This is a genomic window from Paenibacillus sp. FSL W8-1187 (assembly GCF_037965485.1).
GTDB lineage: Bacteria > Bacillota > Bacilli > Paenibacillales > Paenibacillaceae > Paenibacillus_O > Paenibacillus_O pasadenensis.
Genome location: NZ_CP150181.1, coordinates 234,424 through 256,775 on the forward strand (window position 1 = coordinate 234,424; position 22,352 = coordinate 256,775).

The 22,352-nt window shown below is 66.2% G+C and carries 16 protein-coding genes and 1 riboswitch; of the genes, 5 read left to right on the top strand and 11 right to left on the bottom strand.

Going from position 1 to position 22,352, the window contains the following annotated elements; translation table 11 throughout:
* Window positions 1-187: 187 nt before the first annotated feature.
* The 9 genes from NYE40_RS01110 to NYE40_RS01150 form a co-directional block, all read right to left on the bottom strand.
* Entirely contained in the window at window positions 188-883 is a 696-nt protein-coding gene (locus NYE40_RS01110; protein ID WP_174817718.1) for an ABC transporter ATP-binding protein, read from the bottom strand.
* Entirely contained in the window at window positions 880-1,926 is a 1,047-nt protein-coding gene (locus NYE40_RS01115; protein WP_101808333.1) for a hypothetical protein, read from the bottom strand. Before NYE40_RS01115 ends, NYE40_RS01110 begins: the two co-directional genes overlap by 4 nt.
* Before the next feature lie 14 nt (window positions 1,927-1,940).
* Complete coding sequence (locus NYE40_RS01120; RefSeq protein WP_101808334.1) at window positions 1,941-4,007, bottom strand: alkaline phosphatase; 2,067 nt, start codon at window positions 4,005-4,007, stop codon at window positions 1,941-1,943.
* Between the two features lie 104 nt (window positions 4,008-4,111).
* Window positions 4,112-4,795, bottom strand: coding sequence for a M15 family metallopeptidase (locus tag NYE40_RS01125; protein ID WP_339279197.1), 684 nt, complete (start codon window positions 4,793-4,795; stop codon window positions 4,112-4,114).
* A gap of 49 nt (window positions 4,796-4,844) precedes the next feature.
* Window positions 4,845-6,356 (bottom strand): deoxyribodipyrimidine photo-lyase, encoded by a 1,512-nt coding sequence (locus NYE40_RS01130; protein ID WP_244912749.1) that lies wholly within the window; start codon window positions 6,354-6,356, stop codon window positions 4,845-4,847.
* Window positions 6,357-6,488: 132 nt separating this feature from the next.
* Window positions 6,489-6,992 carry a C40 family peptidase gene (locus NYE40_RS01135; protein WP_101808336.1) on the bottom strand — a complete coding sequence of 168 codons (504 nt, stop codon included), beginning with the start codon at window positions 6,990-6,992 and terminating at the stop codon, window positions 6,489-6,491.
* A gap of 5 nt (window positions 6,993-6,997) precedes the next feature.
* Window positions 6,998-7,156, bottom strand: a riboswitch (cyclic di-AMP (ydaO/yuaA leader).
* Window positions 7,157-7,391: 235 nt separating this feature from the next.
* Entirely contained in the window at window positions 7,392-7,619 is a 228-nt protein-coding gene (locus NYE40_RS01140; protein ID WP_028600652.1) for a hypothetical protein, read from the bottom strand.
* 253 nt (window positions 7,620-7,872) lie between these two features.
* Window positions 7,873-8,721, bottom strand: coding sequence for a hypothetical protein (locus tag NYE40_RS01145; RefSeq protein WP_101808337.1), 849 nt, complete (start codon window positions 8,719-8,721; stop codon window positions 7,873-7,875).
* A gap of 28 nt (window positions 8,722-8,749) precedes the next feature.
* Window positions 8,750-10,702 carry a M1 family metallopeptidase gene (locus tag NYE40_RS01150; RefSeq protein ID WP_101808338.1) on the bottom strand — a complete coding sequence of 651 codons (1,953 nt, stop codon included), beginning with the start codon at window positions 10,700-10,702 and terminating at the stop codon, window positions 8,750-8,752.
* 186 nt (window positions 10,703-10,888) lie between these two features.
* Here NYE40_RS01150 and NYE40_RS01155 point away from each other — a divergent pair, with 186 nt between their 5' ends.
* Window positions 10,889-11,500 (top strand): YwhD family protein, encoded by a 612-nt coding sequence (locus tag NYE40_RS01155; protein WP_101808339.1) that lies wholly within the window; start codon window positions 10,889-10,891, stop codon window positions 11,498-11,500.
* A gap of 1,059 nt (window positions 11,501-12,559) precedes the next feature.
* On the opposite strand, the gene NYE40_RS01160 is transcribed toward NYE40_RS01155, so the two are convergent.
* Window positions 12,560-13,147, bottom strand: coding sequence for a GNAT family N-acetyltransferase (locus NYE40_RS01160; RefSeq protein WP_339279198.1), 588 nt, complete (start codon window positions 13,145-13,147; stop codon window positions 12,560-12,562).
* Between the two features lie 620 nt (window positions 13,148-13,767).
* Here NYE40_RS01160 and NYE40_RS01165 point away from each other — a divergent pair.
* Window positions 13,768-15,522 carry a family 10 glycosylhydrolase gene (locus tag NYE40_RS01165; RefSeq protein WP_244912750.1) on the top strand — a complete coding sequence of 585 codons (1,755 nt, stop codon included), beginning with the start codon at window positions 13,768-13,770 and terminating at the stop codon, window positions 15,520-15,522.
* A 181-nt stretch (window positions 15,523-15,703) separates the two neighbouring features.
* Here the strand turns inward: NYE40_RS01165 and NYE40_RS01170 are convergent, their stop codons facing one another.
* Window positions 15,704-19,177 carry a discoidin domain-containing protein gene (locus tag NYE40_RS01170; RefSeq protein WP_339279199.1) on the bottom strand — a complete coding sequence of 1,158 codons (3,474 nt, stop codon included), beginning with the start codon at window positions 19,175-19,177 and terminating at the stop codon, window positions 15,704-15,706.
* A gap of 307 nt (window positions 19,178-19,484) precedes the next feature.
* Between NYE40_RS01170 and NYE40_RS01175 the strand changes: the two genes are divergently transcribed.
* From NYE40_RS01175 to NYE40_RS01185, 3 genes are all read left to right on the top strand, one after another.
* Entirely contained in the window at window positions 19,485-19,919 is a 435-nt protein-coding gene (locus NYE40_RS01175) for a hypothetical protein (RefSeq protein WP_101808343.1), read from the top strand.
* A 98-nt stretch (window positions 19,920-20,017) separates the two neighbouring features.
* Entirely contained in the window at window positions 20,018-21,259 is a 1,242-nt protein-coding gene (locus tag NYE40_RS01180) for a glycosyltransferase (protein ID WP_028600646.1), read from the top strand.
* Entirely contained in the window at window positions 21,256-22,338 is a 1,083-nt protein-coding gene (locus tag NYE40_RS01185) for a glycosyltransferase family 4 protein (protein WP_101808344.1), read from the top strand. Before NYE40_RS01180 ends, NYE40_RS01185 begins: the two co-directional genes overlap by 4 nt.
* Window positions 22,339-22,352: the final 14 nt, after the last annotated feature.

The window sequence follows — 22,352 nt, forward strand, 5'->3', positions numbered from 1 at the left end:
ATCGGACCTCCTTATGCGGTCGAAAGGATGAGGCGATGCGTGGAGGCCGGAAGGGGCCGCATGTCGCTGTCCTGTCCTTCCGGCGAACCGCGCAGGCGAGGACGGAGCGCAGCGAACGGCGCGCGGTCTCCAGACGCTCCATGCGGGCCAGATCGCGGTCTGCAGCGGCTCCGCGCACCAGAGTCCGTCAGGCGAGCCGAACGGCGGCGGGCCGCGCCGCCAGCTCCTTGATGGATACGGACCGCTCCATGCGCGCGGCCATCTCCGGATCGTGCGTGCACAGCAGCAGCGCCGCTCCGGAAGCGGCGGCCGAGCCGATCAGCAGCTCCATGACGCGGGCCGCCGTCTCGGGATCGAGGCTCGCCGTCGGCTCGTCCGCCAGCAGCAGCGCCGGCTCGTTGACGAGCGCGCGGGCGATCGCGACGCGCTGCTGCTGGCCCTGGCTGAGCTGGCGGGGCAGATGGTCCAGGCGGTCGCCGAGACCGGCCCGCTCGAGCAGCTCGGCCGCGCGCTCGCGCTGCCGCCGCTTGCTCAGGGAGCTGCCGAAGGCGGCCGCGGCAAGCACGTTCTCCAGCGCGGTGAAGCCGGGCAGCAGCTGAAAGCTTTGGTGGACATAGCCGACCTGGGAGGCGCGCAGGCGGTCGAGCGCGCTTTCCTTCATCGTCTCCAGCCGCTCGCCGAGCAGCGTGATCGAGCCGGAGCTCGGACGGACGATGCCGCACAGCAGATGGAGCAGCGTGCTCTTGCCGGACCCGCTCGGACCGACGAGCGCCACGCGCTCGCCTCGATCGAGCTCCCACCAGGGCACCTCCAGCACGGTCAGCTCCGTTCCGTCCGGAGCGCGGTAGCGCTTGACGACATTCTCCAGGCGAAGCAGCGTCATGACAGCACCTCCGTCTTGTCGGCGACGATGCGGATTAGGCTGACGAAGCCGGTCTCCTCGTCGGTCTGCGAGCCGATGCTGAGTGTCCCGGTCACCTTCACCTGATGCTCGGTCGGAGTCAGCTCCTTGCCCTCGGGCAGCTGGATGACGACGATGTCCGACGGCCAGTCCGCATCCGAGGAGCAGAACGGACAGACGGCCAGCGGGATGCGGGTGAGGACGAAAAAGCGGACGGTCGCCGTCAGCGGAGGAGCCATGTAGCCGGTCATTTCCACCTTCATGCCGTCCAGCTCCTTGAGCTTGTCGGAGAAGGCGAGGCCGCGCACGCTCTCCTTGCCGTACAGCTCGGAGAAGCGGATCGTCGCCGGGCCGTCCAGGCTCTGCCGAACCGTTGGCTTGACGGCAGGAGAAGGAGCAGCGGTCCGCAGCGGGCTTGCAGTCGGCGAGGCGGACATGGCCGGAGCCTGCGACGGAGCGAAAGACGGGACGGAGGAAGGGGCTGCGGGCGAAGCGGAAGCCGCTCCCGCCGAGGCGGGAGCGGCAGCCGGCGCGCCACTCGCGGCGGCGTGCGGCGACGGCTTCGACGCCGTGCCCGCAGGAGCGGCGCTCGCGGCGGACGGAGCGTCCGGCGAAGCGCTGGCCGCCGGCTTCGCCGAGGCGCCCGGCGCCGAGGCTCCGCCATTCGGCGAAGCGTCTGCGGAGGAGCCGCTCGCGGCCGCCTCGCCGCCCGCTCCAGCCGCTTCGCTGCTCGCCGCTGCCGCTCCGGCCGCTGCCGGCGCCGCTGCCGCCTCAGAGCCGTTCGCGCCGCCGCGCGCCTCGCTGCCGCGCACCTCGCCGCCCGCCGCGAGCGAGCCGTCTCCGCTCTGCGCCGCCGCAGCCTGCGGCTCGCCGGCTGCGCCCGGCTGCGCCCCGGCAACGGCCATCGGCTCTCCCTCTAGAGGGAGAGCCGGGGCTCCGCAGCCGCCCAGCAGCAGCCCGGCCGCCGCGAGCCCCGCCACGATGGCGGAGGCGCGGCGCGGCACGAGGCTGCAGGCGCCAAGCACTGCGCTGCGGCTCCTCATCGGCTGAGGGAAGCCAGCAGCGAGTCGCTGGAGACGATCAATTTGCCGTTCTCGGTCTTGAACTTCAGGGGAACCGTCTGGCTGCCCTTTTTGGCGATGCCTTTTCCGTGATAGAGCACGAGCGTCGTTCCGCCGGCCTTGACGGTCGAGACGGCCGTTTTGGCATCGTACGTGCGGCTGCCGCCGAGCGAGCGCAGGAACCCGTCCAGCTCGATCCAGTTCTGCTTGGCGTCGAGCTTGCTGCCGTCGAGGCGCAGCCCGAGCGCCTGGGCCATGCCGAAGAATACGTCGGTATTGTCGAGCGTGCCCTTGAAGTACTCCGCTCCGGGACCATGCGCCATCAGCGGAACGTCGTCGGCCGAATGCACCTCGGTGCCCTCGGACTTCGGCAGCGTGCCGGTGTGCAGATACTTGTCCTTGTCCTCGGCCTTCGGATCGGCGAGCGTGCCGGGATTGGCGATGTAGGCGTCGCCCGACAGCACGGCCGGAGCCTGCGGCACGGCGCTGAACTTGTAGTCCTCATAGTAGTCCGGCGTCGCGCCGAAGACGACGGCCAGCTTGCGGTCCACGTCCGGCGAGTCCGGGAAGCCGTCCTTGTCGGCATCGACGTACGTCGGGAACTTCGACTGCTCGTACGTGCGCACCGCCTCGCGGCCGGTCTTGCCGTCGCCTTCCCAGTACGTGCCGGCGATGCTCGTGGAGTGGGCATGGTCGGCCGTCGCCACGACGAGCGTGTCGCCGCTGGCGTCGGCATAAGCGCGGGCGAGGCCGATCGCCTTGTCCATCTCGATCGTGTCGTAGGCGGAGCGCTCCCAGTCCATCGTGTGCAGCTGCTTGTCGATGCTCGCGCCCTCGACGACGAGGAAGAAGCCGTTGTCGTTCTTCTTCAGCACGTCGATCGCCTTTTTCGTCATGTCCCAGAGCGTCGGCTGGTCGGTGAACGACTTGAGCGCCGCCGCGTTGCCCGTGGAGCGGTCGTAGTACACATTCATGTCGCCGGTATGGAACAGGCCGAGCAGCTTGTCCGGCGTGCCGGAGCTTTTCAGGCCGGCCGCGCTCTCGACGAACGTATAGCCCGCCTTTTCAAAGCCGCCGATCAGGTCCTTCTCGTCCTTGCGCTTGGAGCCCGGCACGGACTTCGGCAGGAAGTACGCCGAGCCTCCGCCCATCACGACCTCCGGCTGCAGCTGCAGCATCATGTCGGCGATCTCGGCCTTGTCGGCGCGGCGGCGCGTATGGGAGACGACCGCGGCCGGCGTGGCGTCCTCGATCTCGGACGTCGTCACGATGCCGACGGACATGCCGCGCGAGCGCTTGAGCATCTCGGCCAGCGTCTCGACCTTCGGATCGTCGAGCGAGTTCTCCGTATTGTCGGGGTAGATGCCGAGCGCGTTCACCGCCGATTTATGGCCGGTGTTGTAGGCGCTCGCGCTGTTGGCGGAGTCGGTGACGAGGGAGTCCATGCCCGACGTCGTCACGACGGCGCGCTGCTCCAGCTTGTCCAGCTCAAGCAGGCCGTTGTACTTGCCCTCGGTCAGTCCCTTGGACATGACGCGGGCGATCGTGATGCTCGGCTGGGCCATGCCGTCGCCGACGAACAGGATGACGTTTTTCGCCTTGCGGCCGGCCTGCTCCGTATTCACGACTTCATACTGCACGGTGCGCTTCAGGCTGCCGGCCTGGACGGAGACGGAGACAGGGCCGGCCTTGGGGAAGGAGACGTCGCGGACGGTGAATTCGCGGCTCTTGGCGGTGGAGGTCAGCTCGAGCTTTTTGCCGAAGACGGCTTCGGGGCTCTTGCCGTTGATCGTGATGCGGACGGTCGAGGCGTCGCCCGTCCAGTCGTTCAGCTCGACGCGAAAATCGAACTTCGCGCCAGCGAGGAACTTGGCCTGGTGGATCGGGGCGATGTAGATGGACGGGGCGGCATTCGCCGTCTCCGCAGCTTCCGCGGCCGCGGCGGGCTGCGGGCCGAGCTCGGCGAGTCCGGCTCCGCCGACGGCCGTCGCGGCGGCCAGCATCGCCCCGAGCAGGATGCGGCTCGTCTTGCTTGATTTTCTCATCTCAAAAAACCCTCCCAAGAGAATTAGGTATGAACGAGTGCTCATCCGTTATCTTAAGAGGGCTTTATGCGGGGTTGTTTATCGGCAAATAGTTTATTTGTAAATTATTCCGCCTTCTCTGGCGGGCCGCTCGCCGTGCCGTCCGCGAGCAGCGAGCCGTCCGGACGGTTGCCGAGCTGCAGCTCGCGGATCGAGTAGCCGAAATCCATCTGCAGATGAGGGTTGTCCTTGAAGCCTTCCCAGTCGCCGCCCCAGCTGAAGCCGAGCCGCTTGGCCATGTCGGCGACCTCGAGCCAGTCGGCCCGGCCGTTCTTGTTGCCGTCGTACTCCATGTCCCAGATGATGTCGCCGGAGCGGTCCTTCAGGGCGAAGTCGATCGCGAGCCCGTAGTTGTGGAACGACTCGCCGCCCTTGGCATGGGTGACGATGCGGCCCTCGCGATCCCGTCCCTGGGCGTAGATCTCGTCCTGCTCGGCCTCGCTGCGGAAGCCGTCAGTGAACACGACGGCGATGCCGGCGGCCTTCGCCTGGGCGGTGAGCCGCTCGCTCGCCGCCCGAACCTCGGGATGCAGGCCGGCGACGGGCGGCACGTCGCGGTACAGGCCTTGCGGCACGATCTTGTCGAACGCCCGCGGCAGCTCCAGCTTGAGCAGGGCGAGCGTCCCGGCGGCCAGTCCGGCGACGATGAGCAGCCCGCCCAGCGGGCTCCGCTTGCGTCGCGGCTTGCGCCGGACGGCGGCGCGGGCGTCTGCCCGGGCGGGGGCTGGTGTCGGTCGAGGCATTCCCATGTGCGTCTCCTTCGCTGGCGTAGTCTTGGTTGCGCCTTGTCTATGTGTTCTAATGAAGACGATCGAGCGGGCGGGAAGGCTTCGCGAGCAGCCGCTTGTACGTCTCGATGGCGCGGGCGCGCGACGCCTTGAGGTCGACGACCGCCTGCGGCGAAGGCTCGTGCACGGCGGCGGCGGACCATCCGGCCCGCTCGGGCAGCCAGCGCCGGATGTAGGCGCCGTCCGGATCCCAGCGCTTGGACTGGACGACCGGATTCATGATGCGGAAGTACGGAGCGGCGTCGAAGCCGAGCGAGCTGCTCCACAGCCAGCCGCCGCGGTTCAGCGTAGCGTCGTAGTCGAGCAGCTGCTCGCGGAACCATCGCTCTCCCGCCGTGAACGGCGCCAGCAGGTTTTTGCACAGGAACATCGCCGCGATCATGCGCAGCCGGTTCGGCAGCTCGCCGGTCGTCCGCAGCTGCGTCATCGCCGCGTCGATGAGCGGGATGCCGGTGCGGCCTTGCCGCCATGCCTCCGCATGCCGCTCCGTCAGGCCGGACAGGTCGACCTGCTCCTCATAGCGGAAAAAGTCCGCGTCGAACCGCGCCTGGTACAGGTAGAACTCCCGCCAGGCGAGCTGGCGGATCCAGCTCTCCGCGCCGGAGCGCGCCGCCGCGGCCGACGGATCGCGCGGCGCGGAGCCCGGGCCTTCGCCGCTGCCCGGCAGCGCCAGCTCGAGCTGGCCCGCGGCGTCCGCCCGCCAGTCGGCCGCTCCGCCGAAGGCAAGCGGCTCGCGCCCGTCCTCGGTCCGGGCGGCATCCAGGGCGAGGCCGTAGGCGCGCCGGGCCGACAGCGCGCCGACGTTCAGCCAGCGCGAGAGGCCGCTCCCGGCATCCAGCGCGTAGCGGTCGCGCAGCTCCTCGTACGCCTGCAGGCTGCCGCCGAGGAACCGCTCCAGCTGCCGCTCGGGCCGCTCGTCCTCCGGCACGGGGGCCGCGAGCAGGCCGGCCAGCTCGCCCGGCACGCTCCAGCTGCCGCCGCCGGAGAGCCGGGCGATCGGCAGGCCGCCGGCAGCGACGGCCGGAGGCGGCGCGAGCCGCGAGCGGACATAACCGTTCCACGCCCGGTAGAACGGCGTGAACACGCGGTACGGCTCTTTTCTTCCCGTCTGCTCCTGGAATGCGTCCAGATCGGCGAGCGGCACGTCCTCCAGCGCCGTCCAGCGCACGCCCCGGCTGCGGCAGACGGCGGCGAGCCGCTCGTCCCGCCGCCGCGCATAAGGCGTATGGTCGGCGGTGACGACGACCTCGCGGATCGGCTCCCGCTCGAGCAGCTCGTCCAGCACGAGGGCGGGATTGCCGTGCAGCAGCTGCAGCTCGGCTCCTTGCGCCGCATAATCCCGCAGCAGCAGACCGGCCGCCCGCAGGAAATGCCGTCCGGGATGGGACTCGGCGCGGCCGTCCCCGAGCTGCGCCGGGTCGAGGATCAGCGCATGGATGCCCGGCATGCCAAGGCTGGCGGCGTAGTCGAACGCGCGCAGATCGCCCGCTCGGAGATCCTTGCGGTGGATGAACAGATACATGTCCTTGCCTCCTTGGATCGGCCGCGGCCGATCATGCTCTTTCCGTACTACCCTGCCGGAATGCAAACAAACCGCAGCAGGCGCTCCGAGGGGAGGCTTGCTGCGGTCTGCTCGTCCGACTTCGAAAGGCTTTTAATCGACGTCCGGACCGCCGTCCGGCTGGTCGGCAGCGTCGTCCGCGTACTTCTCGAACGTCTTTTCGTCCATGACGCGGCGGGCGGACATATAGCGCTTGGCGTAGTAGGACTCGCTCAGCTCGCTGATCGTCACGCCTCGGCTTGAGGAAGCGTGAGCGAACTTGCCGTCGCCGACGTAGACGCCCACATGGGAGACGCCCTTGCCGCTCGTATTGAAGAACACGAGATCTCCCGCCTTCAGGTCGTCTTTGGCGACCTTCTTGCCCATGGCCGATTGAGCCGCGGACGAGTGGGGGAGCGTGATCTTGAACTGCTTGAACACGTAGGACGTGAAGCCCGAGCAGTCGAAGCCTTTCGAGGTGGTGCCCGCCGACTTGTACGGCGTGCCGATGACGTCGCTGATGACGCCGTCCATTTTGGATCCTGCCGATGCGCTTTGCGCGCCTGCCGAGAACAGCAGGGCAAGTCCGAGTGCGATTGCTGCGGCTTTCTTCTTCAAAGCTGAAGTGCTCCTTCCAGAGCCTACGAGGTTAGCTGTGGGGTTCGGTTGAAGGTTCCCTATGATTTCTCGGCCTTCCTGCCTTGCGGCGAGGAGGGCGAAATCAATTCACCCTGAGATGGTTCCCCCGTTTCCATAGTCATGGAACTCGGCATGTTTGAACTGCTTCTGGAAGTGGTATTCTTTTCTTTAAGCTATTTTCCTCCCTTTCCCGACATTTTCTCATAATTCTCATGTTGAAAGAGACAAATGACAGCGCTTGCTTCGGGGGCTGGAGTCGAATCGACGCCTCTGCCGGCGGGCCGCTTCGGCTCTGCCGCATCGAAAAAAAGCGCCCCTCGCGAGGGGCGCTTTTGCGGTCGGCGCGTCGTTCGCGCCGGAGCGATCCGAATCGGGGGATCAGGCCGTGTACAGCGAGTTTTCCATCAACGTGAGCAGCTTCGTGCGCATGCCCATCAGGCGGGTCAGCGCGGCCTCGCTGAGGTCGAGCCCTTCCGGGCGCAGGCGGGCGTGCTCGCTCTGCAGGGCTTCCAGCTCCTGCGCGTTCCGGTAGGCGCCGGCGCGGTCCAGCAGATCGCCGGTCGCTTGATGCAGCTGCTCGTAGTAGGCGTAGATTTTTTCGGTCATGGTCAATCTTTCCTCTCTCTCTAAAATGAAACTCTCCTCTAGCATGTCCTGCATTCGATGGCTTCTATGCTCCATTAAAGCTGCGGATGATGATCGTACGATCATCGGCAGATGAAGGTTTGGTGTTCGCGGGGCGGTGCCGGGGCGGCGCTGCGCGGCCGGCCTGGATGTTATATACACCGCATTCGGGTCCGAAAAACAAGACAAAATTGTCAGAGAATTTACACAATTATAGGATGGACATTCGGATTTGTCAACTAACCTGACGTCCTCCGGCATCTGGCTTGTCGGACCAGCAGCTGTACTGCGCGGAGAGGATCCAGACGTCGATCAGCGTGCGGACGAAATGATACCCTTGCTGGATGACGATGGCGGCAAGGCCGGCCCAGGCCATCGCCCCAGCGCTGACGCCGGCTTGCAGCAGGCCCGACAGCAGCAGCAGGACGAGGCTGACGCCTGCCAGCGGCAGCAGGCGGCGCAGCGCCTGGCGGAAGCTCGCCCCTGCGCCCAGGCCGCTTGCCGCGCCGAACTGCAGGCTGAGGATCAGCACATGGAGCAGTCCGATCCAGAGCAGCCACGCTCCGGCCCAGGGCAGCGCGTCCGCGGCCAGCTGCGGCAGCGAGCTGTAGTGCTGGAAGCGTTGGAAGCCCTCCCGCGCAAGCCAGACGGCCGGAGCGAGCGCGAGCGTCAGCTCGGCGGCAGCGAGCAGGATGAACGGCTTCCAGCAGACGCGGATGCCCTCGAGGAAGCGCGTGCCTCCTTCGGCTCCGGATTCCGCGGCATGCCGCACGGAGTAGGCGAGTCCGGCGCTCAGCAGCGGACCGAGCAGCAGGCGGGCGAGCAGCAGTCCGCCCAGCAGCCACAGATACGGATGGGCCAGATCCGTCTTGAGCAGCCGGAACTGCGACTCCGCCCAGAAGATCGCGTCTGCGCCGGTGGCGGCTCCGTCCGCCCCGGGATAGCGCTGCACGAGCGGGCGCACGACGGAGTCGACGAGCCGGTACAGGAAGAAGCCCCACAGCAGCCGGTACAGGAACAGGAAGGCGGCGATCGGCAGATGCTTGACAGTCAGCCCCCAGCCTTGCTTGAGATAGGTGGACACGGGATCACGCTCCTTTCTTCCGCCGCCCTCACCAGGCGAACGCTCCTGCGAGCCATTCCAGCGCCTTGACGATGCCGAGGCTGATCCGCACCCGCTGGTCCGCCGGCGCCTCGGCGCGCAGGAAGTTGTTGATCTGCCGGTTGTCCAGCACGTTGAGCCGATCCGGATCGACCGCCGCCCACAGCAGCGGGGAGGAGGAGGTCAGCTTGAAGCTCGTGTCGGCCTCCACGCCGTCCCACATGCGCTCGATCGTCCGTCCGTCGGCGAAGCGGAAGCGGATGTTCACCGGGCCGTATACGCCGTCGAGGCGGCGGATGACGACCTGCGACTCGTAGCCGGGCTTGCCGCCGCCGCTTTCCAGCGGGGAGACGCGGATCGAGTCGACCGCGTAGTCGGCCGTCTGGCCGCCATAGACGAACTGGCTGAAGTAGTCGTCCCAGCTGTCCTTGGTCACCTGCTCCACGACCCGCTTGAAGTCGGCCGTCGTCGGATGCTTGAATTTGTACTGGTTGAAATACGTCCGCAGGATCTTGTTCATCATCGTCGGTCCCGTCCGCTGCTCGATGCCGGTCAGCACGAGCTTCGCCCGGCTGTAGACGTTGTCGGCGTAGCGGCCATGGGAGCCGTACGACCAGGACAGCAGCTTGAGCGGAGCGGGATCGGTGACGTAGCTCGCCTCCAGCGCGGTGCGCGGCTCGACGCCGTACTCGCTTTCCATGATCTTGTCCTCCGAGTAGGAGGTGAAGCCCTCGTCGAGCCAGGCTTCCTCGAATTCATTGGACGCGACCATGCCGTACCAGTACTGATGCCCGATCTCATGCACGACGGTGCGCTCGAGGCTGTAGCCGGGATTGTCCGTATCGGCGCCGAAGGCGGTCACGAGCGTCGGATACTCCATGCCCCCGGCACCGTTCGCGGCCGTGGGAGGGACGACGATCGACAGCGTGCTGTAGGGATAGGCGCCGTACCACTGCGAGTACTTGGCGAGAGCCGACTTGGCCGCATGCATGTAGCGCTCGGCCAGCTTCTTGTGGAGCGGGTCGAGGTAAAGCTTGATGCGCACGCCGGGCACGCCCGGCGCGGAGAACGCCTCCTCGCTGTAGAGGAAGTCCGGCGAGGCCGACCAGGCGAAGTCATGCACGTCCTCGGCGTAGAACGTGAACGTCTGGCCGTCCTTGGACGCCTCGGCGGGCTTCGTCTGCACGCCGGTCGCCGCCACCTTGTAGCCGGCCGGCACGTCGATCTTGACCGAGTAGAGGCCGAAGTCGCTGTAGAACTCGGAGTTGCCGTGGTACTGATGGGCGTTCCAGCCCTCGGGGCGCGAGCCGGACGCGGTGTTGTAGGCGGCGATCTTCGGGAACCACTGGCCGGCCATGACGAAGCTGCCGGAGTAGCCCATGCGCGCGAACACCTCCGGCAGGCCGACGCTGAAGCCGATGTGCAGCGTCACTTCCTCGCCGGGCGCGACCGGCTGCGGGAGCTTGAGCTTGGCCAGCGTGTAGTCGCTCTCGTTGCCGTCGTCCGGCTGGACGAAGTGCACGCGCGGCATCAGGCTCGCGCCGTCCTCGGTCTTGAGCGACTCCAGCCGCATGTAGCCGCGGCTCGCCTCGGTCGCCTTGTCCTCGCGGAGCCGTCCGCCCGACTCCTTCATGAACGTCGTCTCGTCCGACAGAAAGGCGTTCGGATACAGATGAAGGTACATGTCCGACACGGTCTTCTTGCCGGGATTTTTCCACGTGACGGTCTCGGTGCCGGTCAGCGTCTTGCCGCTCAGCTTGACCTGGATCTGGTAGTCCGTGACGCGCTGGGACAGCGGCTGCGTCACGGGGGCGGGAGCCGGGGAGGCTTCGACTGCGGGCGTGGCGGCCTGTCCGGCGGCAGGCTCCGCGTAGGCCAGTCCCGTTCCGGCCCACGGCAGCGGCAAGAGGGCGAGCAGCAGGGCTGCATGCAGAAAAGGTTTGTATGATCGGCGACAGGTCATGAACCGGTTCCCTCCCGTTGACAAGCTTGTAAGCCATCTATATGTTTGCTTTTGCCGGATTATTAGCTAAAATGAAAAATATCGAATACAAGCCCCTGCTTGTACGCCGGGAGCGGCGTGCGGGCGGGGGCTCGGACCATAGATGGCTTGTCTTTGGACACGGAAAGTCATGGAAGGGAGCGGGGCATGGAAGAGAATAAGGAAGCGAAGCGTCCGGAGGGCGCGGCGGAAGCGGCGTCTGCGGAGGGCGATGCCGGAGCAGGCCGTCCGGACGGCGCGCAAGGAACGCCGGCCGCGGACGCGCAGCCGGCCAAGGGCAAGCGCTCGCTGTCGCTGAACGTCGTCAGCAACAAGGAGCATCGCGGCTTCGGCGCGGGCACGATCGACCTCAGCCGCGTCTCCTCCGTCATCATCGACGGCGGAGAGGCTTACATCGACAACGGCGCGATGCACGCCAAGAGCAAGGTGGAGAAGGGGATCAAGTTCAGCCCCGACAAGGCGAACGTGCCGAACGGCCGTCCGGTGTGGATCGTCTGGGTCGCGGTCGACCGCGACGAGGAGGGCTCTTTCTATGCGGGAGCGACCGCCTGTCCGATGCTCGTCGACACCGAGGCGCGCCGCGGCTGGAAGATTCTCGCCCAGCATGTCAACAACCTCGACTATGCAATCAAGCGCCGCTTCGTGCTGGACGAGCTGTCTCCCGAGGAGAAGGCCGTGCTGCGCGAGCTGCTGATCTCGCACAACGCCGAGTGGTGGGAGCATTCGCCGCAGGCGCTCAAGGATCATCTGGCGGAGTAGCAGGACCGGCCGGAGGCGCGTCGGCTGACGGACCAGGGCGACCGGCCGGCGGCCGGATGATGGAGCGGCATGACCGGCGGGAGCCGGGATAACGGGTAGAGCGGCGAAGCCAGGGGAAGCGGCAGGCGCTGCGGATGCAACGCAAGCGCGGAGCGCGGGCGTTGCTGATGTATCGCAAGTGCTGCCGATGCCACGCAAGCGCGGGCGTTGCTGATGTATCGCAAGTGCCGCCGATGCAACGCAAGCTCGGGAGCTGCGGCTCAGCTTGCGCTGCCTGAGCAGCTGGCAGCTGACGGATTGCCCGCCAGTGTCGAGCATGGCGCTGCTGCACCGCATGCAAAGAGGCTGGCCGGAACGTCCACCGAGGTGGATGTCTCCGGTCAGCCTCTTTTTGTTGTCGTGCCAGAAGGCGGGCGACAGGGGCTCAGGGCCAATCTGGACCGCCTGGCCAACGGCATGCGTGGTCAGGACCATCCGGCTGGCGGCTGCAAGCTCGCTGGAGCAGGTCAGCTGAAACGAGATTAGACGGCTGCTAGCTTTCATTCCGGGTAGGGGCGGCGTCAAGCATGAGTTTGCCTAACGACGAATCAGATCGTAAGAAGAGGTTTGAGAGGGTTTCGCGATTTCTTGCGACGAATCAGCTCGTTAGACGCCAAGTCAGGTCTATTTCGCTCTGATTCTGGGCCCGAATTCGATTTTAACAAGTTGAGGAGTCGTTACGTTTTTCGTAGGTCTATTTTATGGCGTCTAACGAGATGACGCGTCGTTAGAATTCACGGTGAAGCGGATGCCTGACAAGCCTGCCGGCGAGGTCCCGCTCCAGGCCAAAGAGCGGCTCTTTGCCGAGGCCTCTGAGCAGCCCGACTGCCCCAGCCCGACGGCCCCAGCCGGACCGTCCCAGCCGGACTGCCCCAGCCCGACGGCCCCAGCCGGACTGCCCCAGCCCGACTGCCCCAGCCCGACTGCCCCAGCCCGACGGCCCAGCCGAAATGCCCCGACTCGGCTGCCCCGACTCGACTTGCCCAGCTCGGCTGCCCAGCCCGCCGGCTAAAGCCCCGTCTACTCCTCCTCGCGGAACCCGCGGTAGGCCCGAGCATGAAATCCCTCGATCCAGCGGAACAGCTGCCTGCCGCTGGGAGGAGGCAGCAGGCCGCCTTCGCGTCCGGGCAGCGGCCGGTACATCGCCGCATACGGCTCCGGCACCCAGATGTAGCGATGCACATACCCGTCCGGGGCAACAAAGCCGGCTCGCTCCCAAAATACGCGTCGACCCTCGTTCTCTTTGCCTGCTCCGGCCTCCGTCTCGATGACGAGCGCGCTCGCGGTCGTCCGCTCCAGCGCCCAGCGCTCCAGCTCGTCCAGCAGACGGCTGCCGAGTCCCTGCCCGCGCAGCGCCGGGTCGACGGCGAGGTAGTCGACGATAAGCCCGCTCCCGCCCGGGCCGGCTAGCGCCATCGCGGCTGCCGGGTGAAGGCGCGCCTGCGAGTCCTCGTTTGCCAGCACGAACACATACGCCTGGCCGCGCTCCAGCATGCGGCGCAGCAGCGCCTCCGGCTTGCGCCCGTGAGGCGGGAAGGAGCGTTCGTAGATGGCCCGCGCGGCGGGCCAGAGAGGATGGTTGAGACGGTCGAGAATGTGCAGCGGCATGCGGAGAGCCTCCTTTTCGTGCCCTCAGTATACCCTTCCCGGAAGGCCCTGAAAACGCTAATAGGGCCTCTGCTTGTCGGCTGACAACCAGAAGCCCTATCTCCTGCAAAACCGGTTCCTATTCAATTAGACACTGACACTCCATTCCCAGCAGCTTGCGTAGCCTAACGCTTGCTTCCGTCTCAGATTTCGTTTCCTCCATACAGAATGTACCACAGGTTCGTGTGCGCAACAGATTTCAACTTCTGTACCCGCATGTCCGCTCGGCCCTGCACGGGGAGCCAGCTTCACCGACCGGAATGTGTTGCCTTCCAGCCGGGGACATGCTTCGCTTACCGTCTCCAATGGACTATCCCCTTCCTGTGAGGAGTGCCTTCATTATAGCTCATCTTTACAATTGATTAAATAATCAGAATATTATGAAAAGATCAGAAATCGGGCGGATTCCGCCTTCTTCGGCATCAGGCGCCGCCTTTCCGCATCTTCTTGCGAAATTAAGCGGTTTCTCTTCCGCTCGCGTCTATCGGGGCTTATCCAGCAACTTCCTCTTCGGAGACGGCGTCTAACTAAGCGTTGCCATGACGCAAGATTCAGCATGCTATCGGGGAAGGAATGAGAATGTGAAGCAAGCAAGGAAACCGGACCGGACGTCCGGCGCCGCCCGCAGGCGGCTCGCGCTGTCGCTGGCGGCTCTGCTCGGAACGGGCGCGGCGGCCGTGCCCGGCCAGGCCGAAGCGGCGGCGCAGATCCGGCTGTACCTGGACGGGCAGGCGCTTGTCTCGGAGGCGCCTCCTTATATCGTACCCAAGGCGGACGTGACGATGGTGCCGCTGCGCGTCGTCAGCGAAGGGCTCGGCGCATCCGTAAGCTGGTCGGCCAAGGAGCGCCGGGCGGACATCGCGATGTCCGGCAGCGAAATTTCGCTCGTCATGGGACAAAGCTACGCGACCGTGAACGGAGCCCGCGTGAAGCTGGACGCTTCCGTGCAGATGAAGCAGAGCCGCACGATGGTGCCGCTGCGCTTCGTCGGCGAGCAGCTCGGGCTCGGCGTCGCCTGGAGCAGCGCCGACCGGACCGTCAAGCTGACCTCGCCCGGCGGCGAGCCTGGAGCGACCCCCGGCACGACGCCGGGCCCGGGCGCCACGCCGAGCCCCAGTCCGAATCCGAGCGCCACGCCGGCGCCGAGCGCGACGCCGGGAACGAATCCCGTCCCGAGCGCGACGCCGTCGCCGACCCCCGGCCAGGTCGTGCCGGGCCCGGGCGCCCCGGCCAAGCTGCGCGGGACATGGGTGTCGACCGTCTACAACCTCGACTGGCCGAGCGCCGCCTCCGCCAAGAGCAACGACAGCGCCAAGCAGAAGCTTGAGTTCACGGCGCTGCTCGACGAGCTGCAGGCGATGGGCATGAACGCGGCGTTCGTGCAGGTGCGTCCGGCGGGCGACGCCTTGTATCCGACGCTGCTCAGCCCGTGGTCCGCGTTCCTCACCGGCAAGCAGGGGCTCAAGGCGGACTACGATCCGCTGGCGTTCATGATCGACGAGGCGCACCGGCGCGGGATGGAGCTGCATGCCTGGTTCAATCCGTTCCGCGCGGCCAGCACGGCCGATCCGGCCCAGCTCGATGCGGGCAGCATCGTGCGCCAGCATCCGGAGTGGATCGTGAACTCCGGCGGCAAGCTGTACGTCAACCCGGGCATCCCGGCGGCGCGCCAGGCGGTCATCGACGCGATCGTGGAGGTGGCGGCGCGATATGACGTGGACGGAATCCATCTGGACGACTACTTCTACCCGTCCGGCTCGGCGTTCGACGACGAAGGAACGTACAAGCTGTACAGCGCCGGTACGCTCCTGTCCAAGGGCGACTGGCGGCGCGGCAACATCAACGCCTTTGTCGAGCAGCTCGACCGGGCGGTCCACGCGGCGAAGCCCTCGATCCGATTCGGCATCAGCCCGTTCGGCGTCTGGCGCAACCAGTCGACCGATCCATCCGGCTCCGAGACGAAGGCGGGCGTGACCGCCTACGACAGCATGTACGCCGACGTCCGCCTGTGGGTGCAGAAAGGCTGGCTCGACTACGTCGCGCCGCAGATCTACTGGAGCTTCGCCCACCCGACCGTGCCGTACGGCAAGGTGGCGGACTGGTGGCAGCGCACGGTGCGCGGCACCGGCGTCGACCTGTACATCGGCCACTCGCCGTACAAGCTCGGCACGACCGAGGCCGGCTGGCAGTCGTCGTCGGAGATCGTCCGCCAGCTCGACTACAACCAGCTGGCCGGCTCCGTGACGGGCGAGCTGTTCTTCAGCGCCAAGGATTTGCGGCGCAACCCGCTCGGCATCGCCGACGCGCTGCGTTCCTACTACGCCGGAGCGCAGTGAGGCGAGCGGCTGCAAGCCGCCGGGGCTGAGCTGACGACCGGTGCAGGCCAGCGGATGGTTTGCCTGTGCCGGCCGACGTCGAAGCAGCCGTGCCCGTACGCCCGGCATAGGACCACGACATGAAAAAGGGGCTGCCTCGACTCCGCTTGCGGGAGTCGAGGCAGCCTCTTCTTGTTCTACCCTACCAGTTGTTGCCGCTTACGCGCGTCACGGTGAAGCTCGGGCTCTTGCTCTCGCCGTAGATGGCCTGCACGCCCGGGTTGTTCACCTTCACGTTGGTGAAGCTGGCTTGGCCGTAGACCGGCCCTTGGCCCTGCTCCGCGCTGGCGACGAGCTTGATGCCGTAGCGGGACGGGTTGTTGATCGTGACGTTTTCGACGCGAACGTTCTGCATCGGCAGATTTTCCGGAGACTTGGACTGGAACATCAGGCCGAAGTAGACCGGGTTGTTGATGTCGACGTTTTTCACGAGGATGTTCTTGAACGTGCGGTCGCCGCCGAAGAACCAGATGGCGCCGAAGTTCTGGTAGTCGTTGATCTTGTCGTCCGCGCCGACGCTCGTCCAGAAGTCGCCGCCGGTGCGGTCGAGCGTGACGCCGTCGATGACCGTATCCTTGTCGCCGAAGCCGAGCGTGTTGTAGCCGAAGCTCAGGCTGCTGATCGTCAGGCCCGGATAGGTGAGCGTGTCCGCGCCGTACAGGTTCTGGTACAGGTTGTCCGAGCCGCCGTACACGGCGAACGCGGCGGCGCGGCGCACGCAGGTCGCGGTCAGGTTACTGTACTTGTTGCCGACGTTGTAGGAGCCGCCGGCGTCGACGGCGCTGAACAGCGCGAACGCGTCGTCGCCCGCTCCGCGGGAGTAGTTGTTGTCGATGACGTTGTACGACGAGCCGTTCGTCATGTTGATGCCGTCGGCGAACGTGTTTTTGATCCGGTTGTCCTTGAACGTGTTGTTCGAGGAGTTCACGCCCCAGTACAGGCAGATGAAATGCTCGACCCAGATGTTCTGGACGGTCACGTTCTGCATGCCGTTGCCGTCGATGAACTTGCCCGGGCCGTCGGTGCGGTAGACGTAGTTGCCCCATGCCGACAGGTCGCGGATCGTCGAGCCGTTGGCCGTCGAGCTGATGTTGAAGCCGATATCCGTGTTGGTCTGGGAAGCCGGAGCGACGAGCTTCGTGTGCCATGGGCCGGCGCCGATAATTTCCGTCGCGCGTCCGTACAGATAGATCTTGCTGCCGAGCTCCCACTGGCCTGCCGGGATGAAGATGCCCTTCTTGGTCGCGTCCTGGCGGAACTCGTTCAGCGCCTGCTCGATCGACCTGGAGGCGGACACCTGCACGTACTTGCTCGGATCGGGGTTGGAGGCGGCCGGAGCGACCTGCTCCGTCTCGAGCATGTCCACGTAGATCCACGGCACGTCGCCGGCATCCTTCTGGATCTTGATCTTCGTTCCCGCCGGGTAGACGGTGTCGAGCAGCAGCTGCGCGTCCTCGTACAGCCAGTAGGCGGTCAGGCCGGAGCCCGGCGCGTTGTCATAGCCGAGCCGTCCGAGCGTGCTCGGCGTGGCGTACACATGCGAGAACTTGGACGTGACGTTGAACTTGCCCTTGGAGACGCCGTTCGCGTACAGCGTGATCGTGCCGCTCGTGCTTTCGGCGACGGAGCTACGCAGCACGAAGGCGTTGGCCGGCGAGGTCAGCGTGAACTCGACGTATTCGCCGCTGGCATCCAGCTGGACGGCAGAGCGTCCCGACGCTTCGCCGGCATAGTCGCCGGGCTTGAAGTTCGGCGCCAGGCGCGTGCCGTTCGTGGCGTTGCCCGCCGCCTCGGCCTCGAGGATCGTGAACGGCATGTTGGCGCCGCGGCCGGAATAGAGGCTGGAGGTGCTCGTATTGTTCTGCTGCTTGACCGCGACCTCGTTGCCGTCGGCCGCTACGGTCGTCGTGACGCTGTAGCTGCCGTTGACGGCGGTCCAGGTGCCGGCCGTGACGTTCGCGGAAGCGCCGGCGGCGAGCGAGCCGGTGTAGGACGCGTTCCACGTCTGCACGGTCGCTCCGGCGGCGTTTTTCAGCACGACCGTAATCGGATGGGCGCCTGCGGCGGAGGCCGCGTTGCCCTGGTTCTTCAGGTTGACGGAGAAGGTGACGGTGTTGCCCGCGCTCGGATTGCCCGGCGTCCACGACGTCGTGGCGATCAGGTCGGAGCTCGTCACCGGCGCGACGACGAGGGAGGAGGAGTGCGTGTAGCTGTTGTTCGACTCGTTCTGCTCGACGACCGTATTGTTCGGATCGACGTTGGCGCCGGGCGCGTACGTGCCGGCGTTGCGGGCGCCGATGTTCAGCGAGACGGTCGTCGATGCGCCGGCTGCAAGCGCGCCGACCGCGGCGGTGCCGACCTGCTCGGTCCCGAGCAGGAAAGCGACCGTCGTCGCGCCGGAGGCGAGCGTGCCGCTGTTCTGCACCGTGGCGCTCAGCGTGATGGCGTTGTTCTCGACCGGCGAGGACGGCGTCCAGGACATGCCCGTCACCTTCAGGTCGGGATTGGCCGCCGGCATGCCGTACACTTCGAACTCCGCCACTTGGCCGGCCGGAGCGCCGGAGTTGGCGGTGATGTTCAGCTGCACCTGCTTGGCCGTCGCCGTCACCGGAATCGTGATCTTGTTGCCGGTGGCGGGGTTGAACGTGTAGGACTGGGAGGAGACGAGGCTCGTGAACGAGGAGCTGGCCTGCGTATTGCCCAGCACCTGAATCGTCTGCGTGCGCGTGCCCCACGCGCTCGACGGGTCAAGCTTCAGGACGATCGAGCTCAGGCTGTGGTTCGTGCCGAGATCGACGGTCAGCTGGCTTGGATTGCCGCCGCCTTCCCAGTACGTCGTCGCGCTGCCGTCATTGGCGTTCGTCGCGACGAACGTATGGACGACGGACGAGGCCGTGATCGGCTTGTTCAGCGCGACGTTGCTCCCCGTCGGAGGCGCCGTCGGGGTCGGGGTAGGCGTTGCCGTCGGCGTGGCCGTCGGAGTCGGAGTCGGCGTCGCGGTTGGAGTCGGAGTCGGCGTCACGGTTGGCGTGGCCGTCGGCGTCGCGGTCGGAGTCGGAGTCGGAGTCGGCGCGGAAGCGCCGTAGATCTCGAATTCCGACAGCTGGCCCGCCGGCCAGCCCGTATTGGCGGTGAAGCTAAGGCGGACATAACGCGCCGAGGCGGCCGAGAATCCGATCGTCACGGCGTTGCCGCCGGTCGGATTGAACGTATAGCTCGCCGAGCCGACGAGCGTCGAGAACGTGCTGCCGTTCGCGCTGCCCTGCACGGACAGCGTCTGCGAGCGCGTTTCCCAGCCGGACGGCAGCTTCAGCACGATCTGGTCGATGCTGGCGCTCGCTCCGAGGTCGATCTGGATCCATTGCGGAAAGGCGTTGTTGACGCTCTCCCAGTACGTGCCCGCATTGCCGTCGTTGACGTTGCCGGCGCCGTAGACGTCGGCGTAGCCGCTCGCGGTCGCCGCCTTGCCGAGCGCAAGGTTCGGGCCTCCCGCGGCATCCGCCGGCGCAGGCGCCAGCGACAGCTGCGAGAGCAGCACCATGCACGCGAGCAGCCAGGAGACATAGCGATTTCGAACCGGAGCCTTTCGTTTCGCTTGAAGGTTCGTGGACATCATGTACCTCCTCGTTCAATTGGAGTGCTTCAATGATATAAAACGCTTTCATCATTTCCGGTCATGCCCCGCCTTGTCTGTCTTCGCCTCCCTCCGGACCGTTCCGGCCGGTCCTGCTGTCATTTTAAGCCAGCCATGGACGAGCCTTGAAGATGCGTTCCTACGAGGATCAGGTGCGTTTCTATGCCGTGCGGACCGAGAGGCGCTTCACGGCAGAGGCGGAGCGCCCCTCGGTCCCTCGGCGCTTGTCCGTTGCCGCCCCGCTTGTCCGGCATATACTACGGCATCAACCGCACGAGGAGGGATTCTCATGTCTCAATGGCTTGATGCCAAAGCCTCGCAGAATGCGAGCTACGGCAGCTCGATCTCGATTCCGCTTGCATCGGGAGGCTCCCTGCAGCTGGTCGCCCAGCAGACGCTCGATCTGTCTCTTGGAACGGCGGGCGGTACGGTAGTGGAGTTTTCAGGCACCGTCACGGTCCAGCAGCCGACCGCTGCCGCCGATGCGGTCATCTCGTTCTACGTCATTCGCGGGCTGACTCCGTTCGTCGGCACCGTCGTCTACACGCTGGATCAGGATCTGCTCGCGACGGAGGTCGGTCCGCGCGCGATCAGCTTCACCGGCTCCGATTCCGGAGCGCCGAACGCATCGTCCGCTCCCTATTCGGTCTTCGTCACCTCCAGCGTGGCGGGCATCCTGCGCGTCGGACCGGAAAGCTTCAACTTTACCGGCTACAGCAGCTGAAAGGCCGGGGCGCCTCTTCATCAAGCAGAGGCGCCTTACATATAGATGAAAGAAGGAGAGGCAAGAAGGGAAGGCAATTCGGGCGAGGAGGGACAGCATTGACCGATGTTGGAATCGTCATGCCGGTCTACAGGCAGAAAAGAGAGTTCCTGACGGCGGCCGTACAGTCGGTGCTCGCGCAGACGCATCGCGGCTTCCGCTTCGTGCTCGTCATCGACGGAGCGCCGGAGATGGAGCCGCTCGTCCAGGAGCTGACGGCGGGAGATCCGCGGGCGGAGATCATCGCCTATCCGGACAACAGAGGCGTCGCAGCCGCATTGAATACGGGCTTCGAGGCGCTGCTCGCCGATCCGGCGATCCTGTACCTGACCTGGGTCTCGACGGACAATGTGTACGGCCCCGACTATGTCGGCGTGCTGCGCTCGGCGCTCGTCCAAGGCCCGCCGGAGCTCGGCCTCGTCTTCAGCTCGTTCCGCAGCATCGACGACGAGGGGCGGCAGCTGCGCTCGGAGGCCGAGCTGGCGGCGCTGCGCGTCTATCAGGCCCAGCCGGAGGAGCGGCTGCTCGATTATTCCATGGTCGGCGTCTCGTTCATGTACAAAGCGCAGTACGCCCGCCAGATCGCCGGCTACGGCATGCAGCCAGTCGAGGATTACGACTACTGGCTCCGCCTGAGCGAGACCTGCCGCATGAAGCATCTGCCGGTGGAGCTGATGGACTACCGGGTCGACTCGGCGCACAGCATCTCCGCCCAGCTGCGCGGCCCGCAGGAGCATCGGCGATGGCGCTATGCCTATCATCTCGTCCGCCACCAGGCCCGGCTGCGGCGGGGAATTCCGGCCCAGCTGACCGTGCTGTTCCCGCTCGGGCTTGCTTTGGACAACGAGATCGAGGTGCTGGAGGATCTTTACGAGCAGTCGTTCAGCAACTACAGCTGCATCGTGCTCGATCTGTCCGAGTCTCAGCAGCCGACGTCGGCGCTCGGCGCCATCTCCCACCCGACGACGAGCTTCAAATGGTGTCCCGGCATGGGGGTGTCGCCCGCGATTCTGTACGCGGCGCAGCATGTGACGACGCCTTATGTGCTGGTGCTCGGTCCGGGCCGGTTCCGCGAGGTGGTCGATCTCCAGCAGCTGATCGACTACGCGGATGCGAACGGCAAGCCGGGCGAGCTGTCCTGGTTCTACGGAGACGGCCCTGCGCCGGCGCCGATCTCGATCCGGCGCGGCACGGATGCGGCCGAGCCGCCGGGCAAGCCGAACCTGTTCCACGAGCTGTTCCGCACGGACGGCCTCGTCCGCCTGCTCGGCGCGATTCTCGGAACGGAGGGGCCGCCGTGAAGCTGCTGTTCACGTTTTTCAACCCGAGCGGAGGCATGGAGACGTTGAACCGGATTCGCGGCCAGGCGCTGACGGAGGCGGGGCATGAGGTGCATCTGCTCTATACGAGCGGCGGGGAAGGGAGGAAGAACATCACCGACCTGCCCGTCCATATCCTGTCCGATCCCGCGGCGATCGGGCAGCATGTCCTCGCCGGAGGCTACGACGCCATCGTCGTCTGCACGGACATCTGGACGATGGAGCATATTCGAGAGGCCGGGTACCGCGGCCGCATCGTCTTCGAAGTGCAGGGACTCGGGCGGATCGAGGAGGCGCGGGCGGTGATGGCGGAGTTCAGCGGGCACATCCGCCGCCATGCCGACGGGCTGCTGTTCCCCCGCACGGATCATCTCGTCGCCTTGATGAAGCAGCATCTGCCCGATGTGCCGCAGTTCTGCTTCGACAATCCGCTCGACACGTCCGGCTTCGGCTATGTCGCCTATCCGCCCAAGCCGTACCCGATCGTCGGCTGGATCGGACGGATTACCGCCAACAAGAACTGGCGGGAGTTCATCGCCATCGGCGAGCGGCTGCTGGCGGCGAATCCGTCGATTTATTTGTGGATGTTCGGCGACGCGACGCTGTTCGAGCCGCTGGAGCAGGAGGCGTTCGAGCTCTGGCTCGCCTCCTCGCCTTATGCGGAGCGGCTCATCCGCCATTCCAACGTGCCGCACGGGCAGATGGCCGATTATTTGAGCCTGATCGGGGATTCGGGCGGCCTGCTCTGCTCGACGTCCCATCTCGAGGGCTTCGGCTACGCGGTCGCCGAGGCGATGCTGTGCCGCTGCCCGGTGCTGTCCAGCGATTCGGACGGCATCCGCCGCTTCGTGCAGCCGGAGGCCACCGGCATGCTGTACCCGGTCGGTCAGGTCGACATCGCGGTCCGCAAGGCGCTGGAGCTGATGAACGACCGGCAGCGGCGGGAGCGGATGCGCGAGCGCGGCCAGGCGCATATCCGGGCGACATTTTCCAAGGAGGCGTACGCCAAGCGGTTCGGCGGCATGCTGAAGAAGCTGATGGCGGCGTCGCCCCGGAGATGACGGACGGGAAGCAA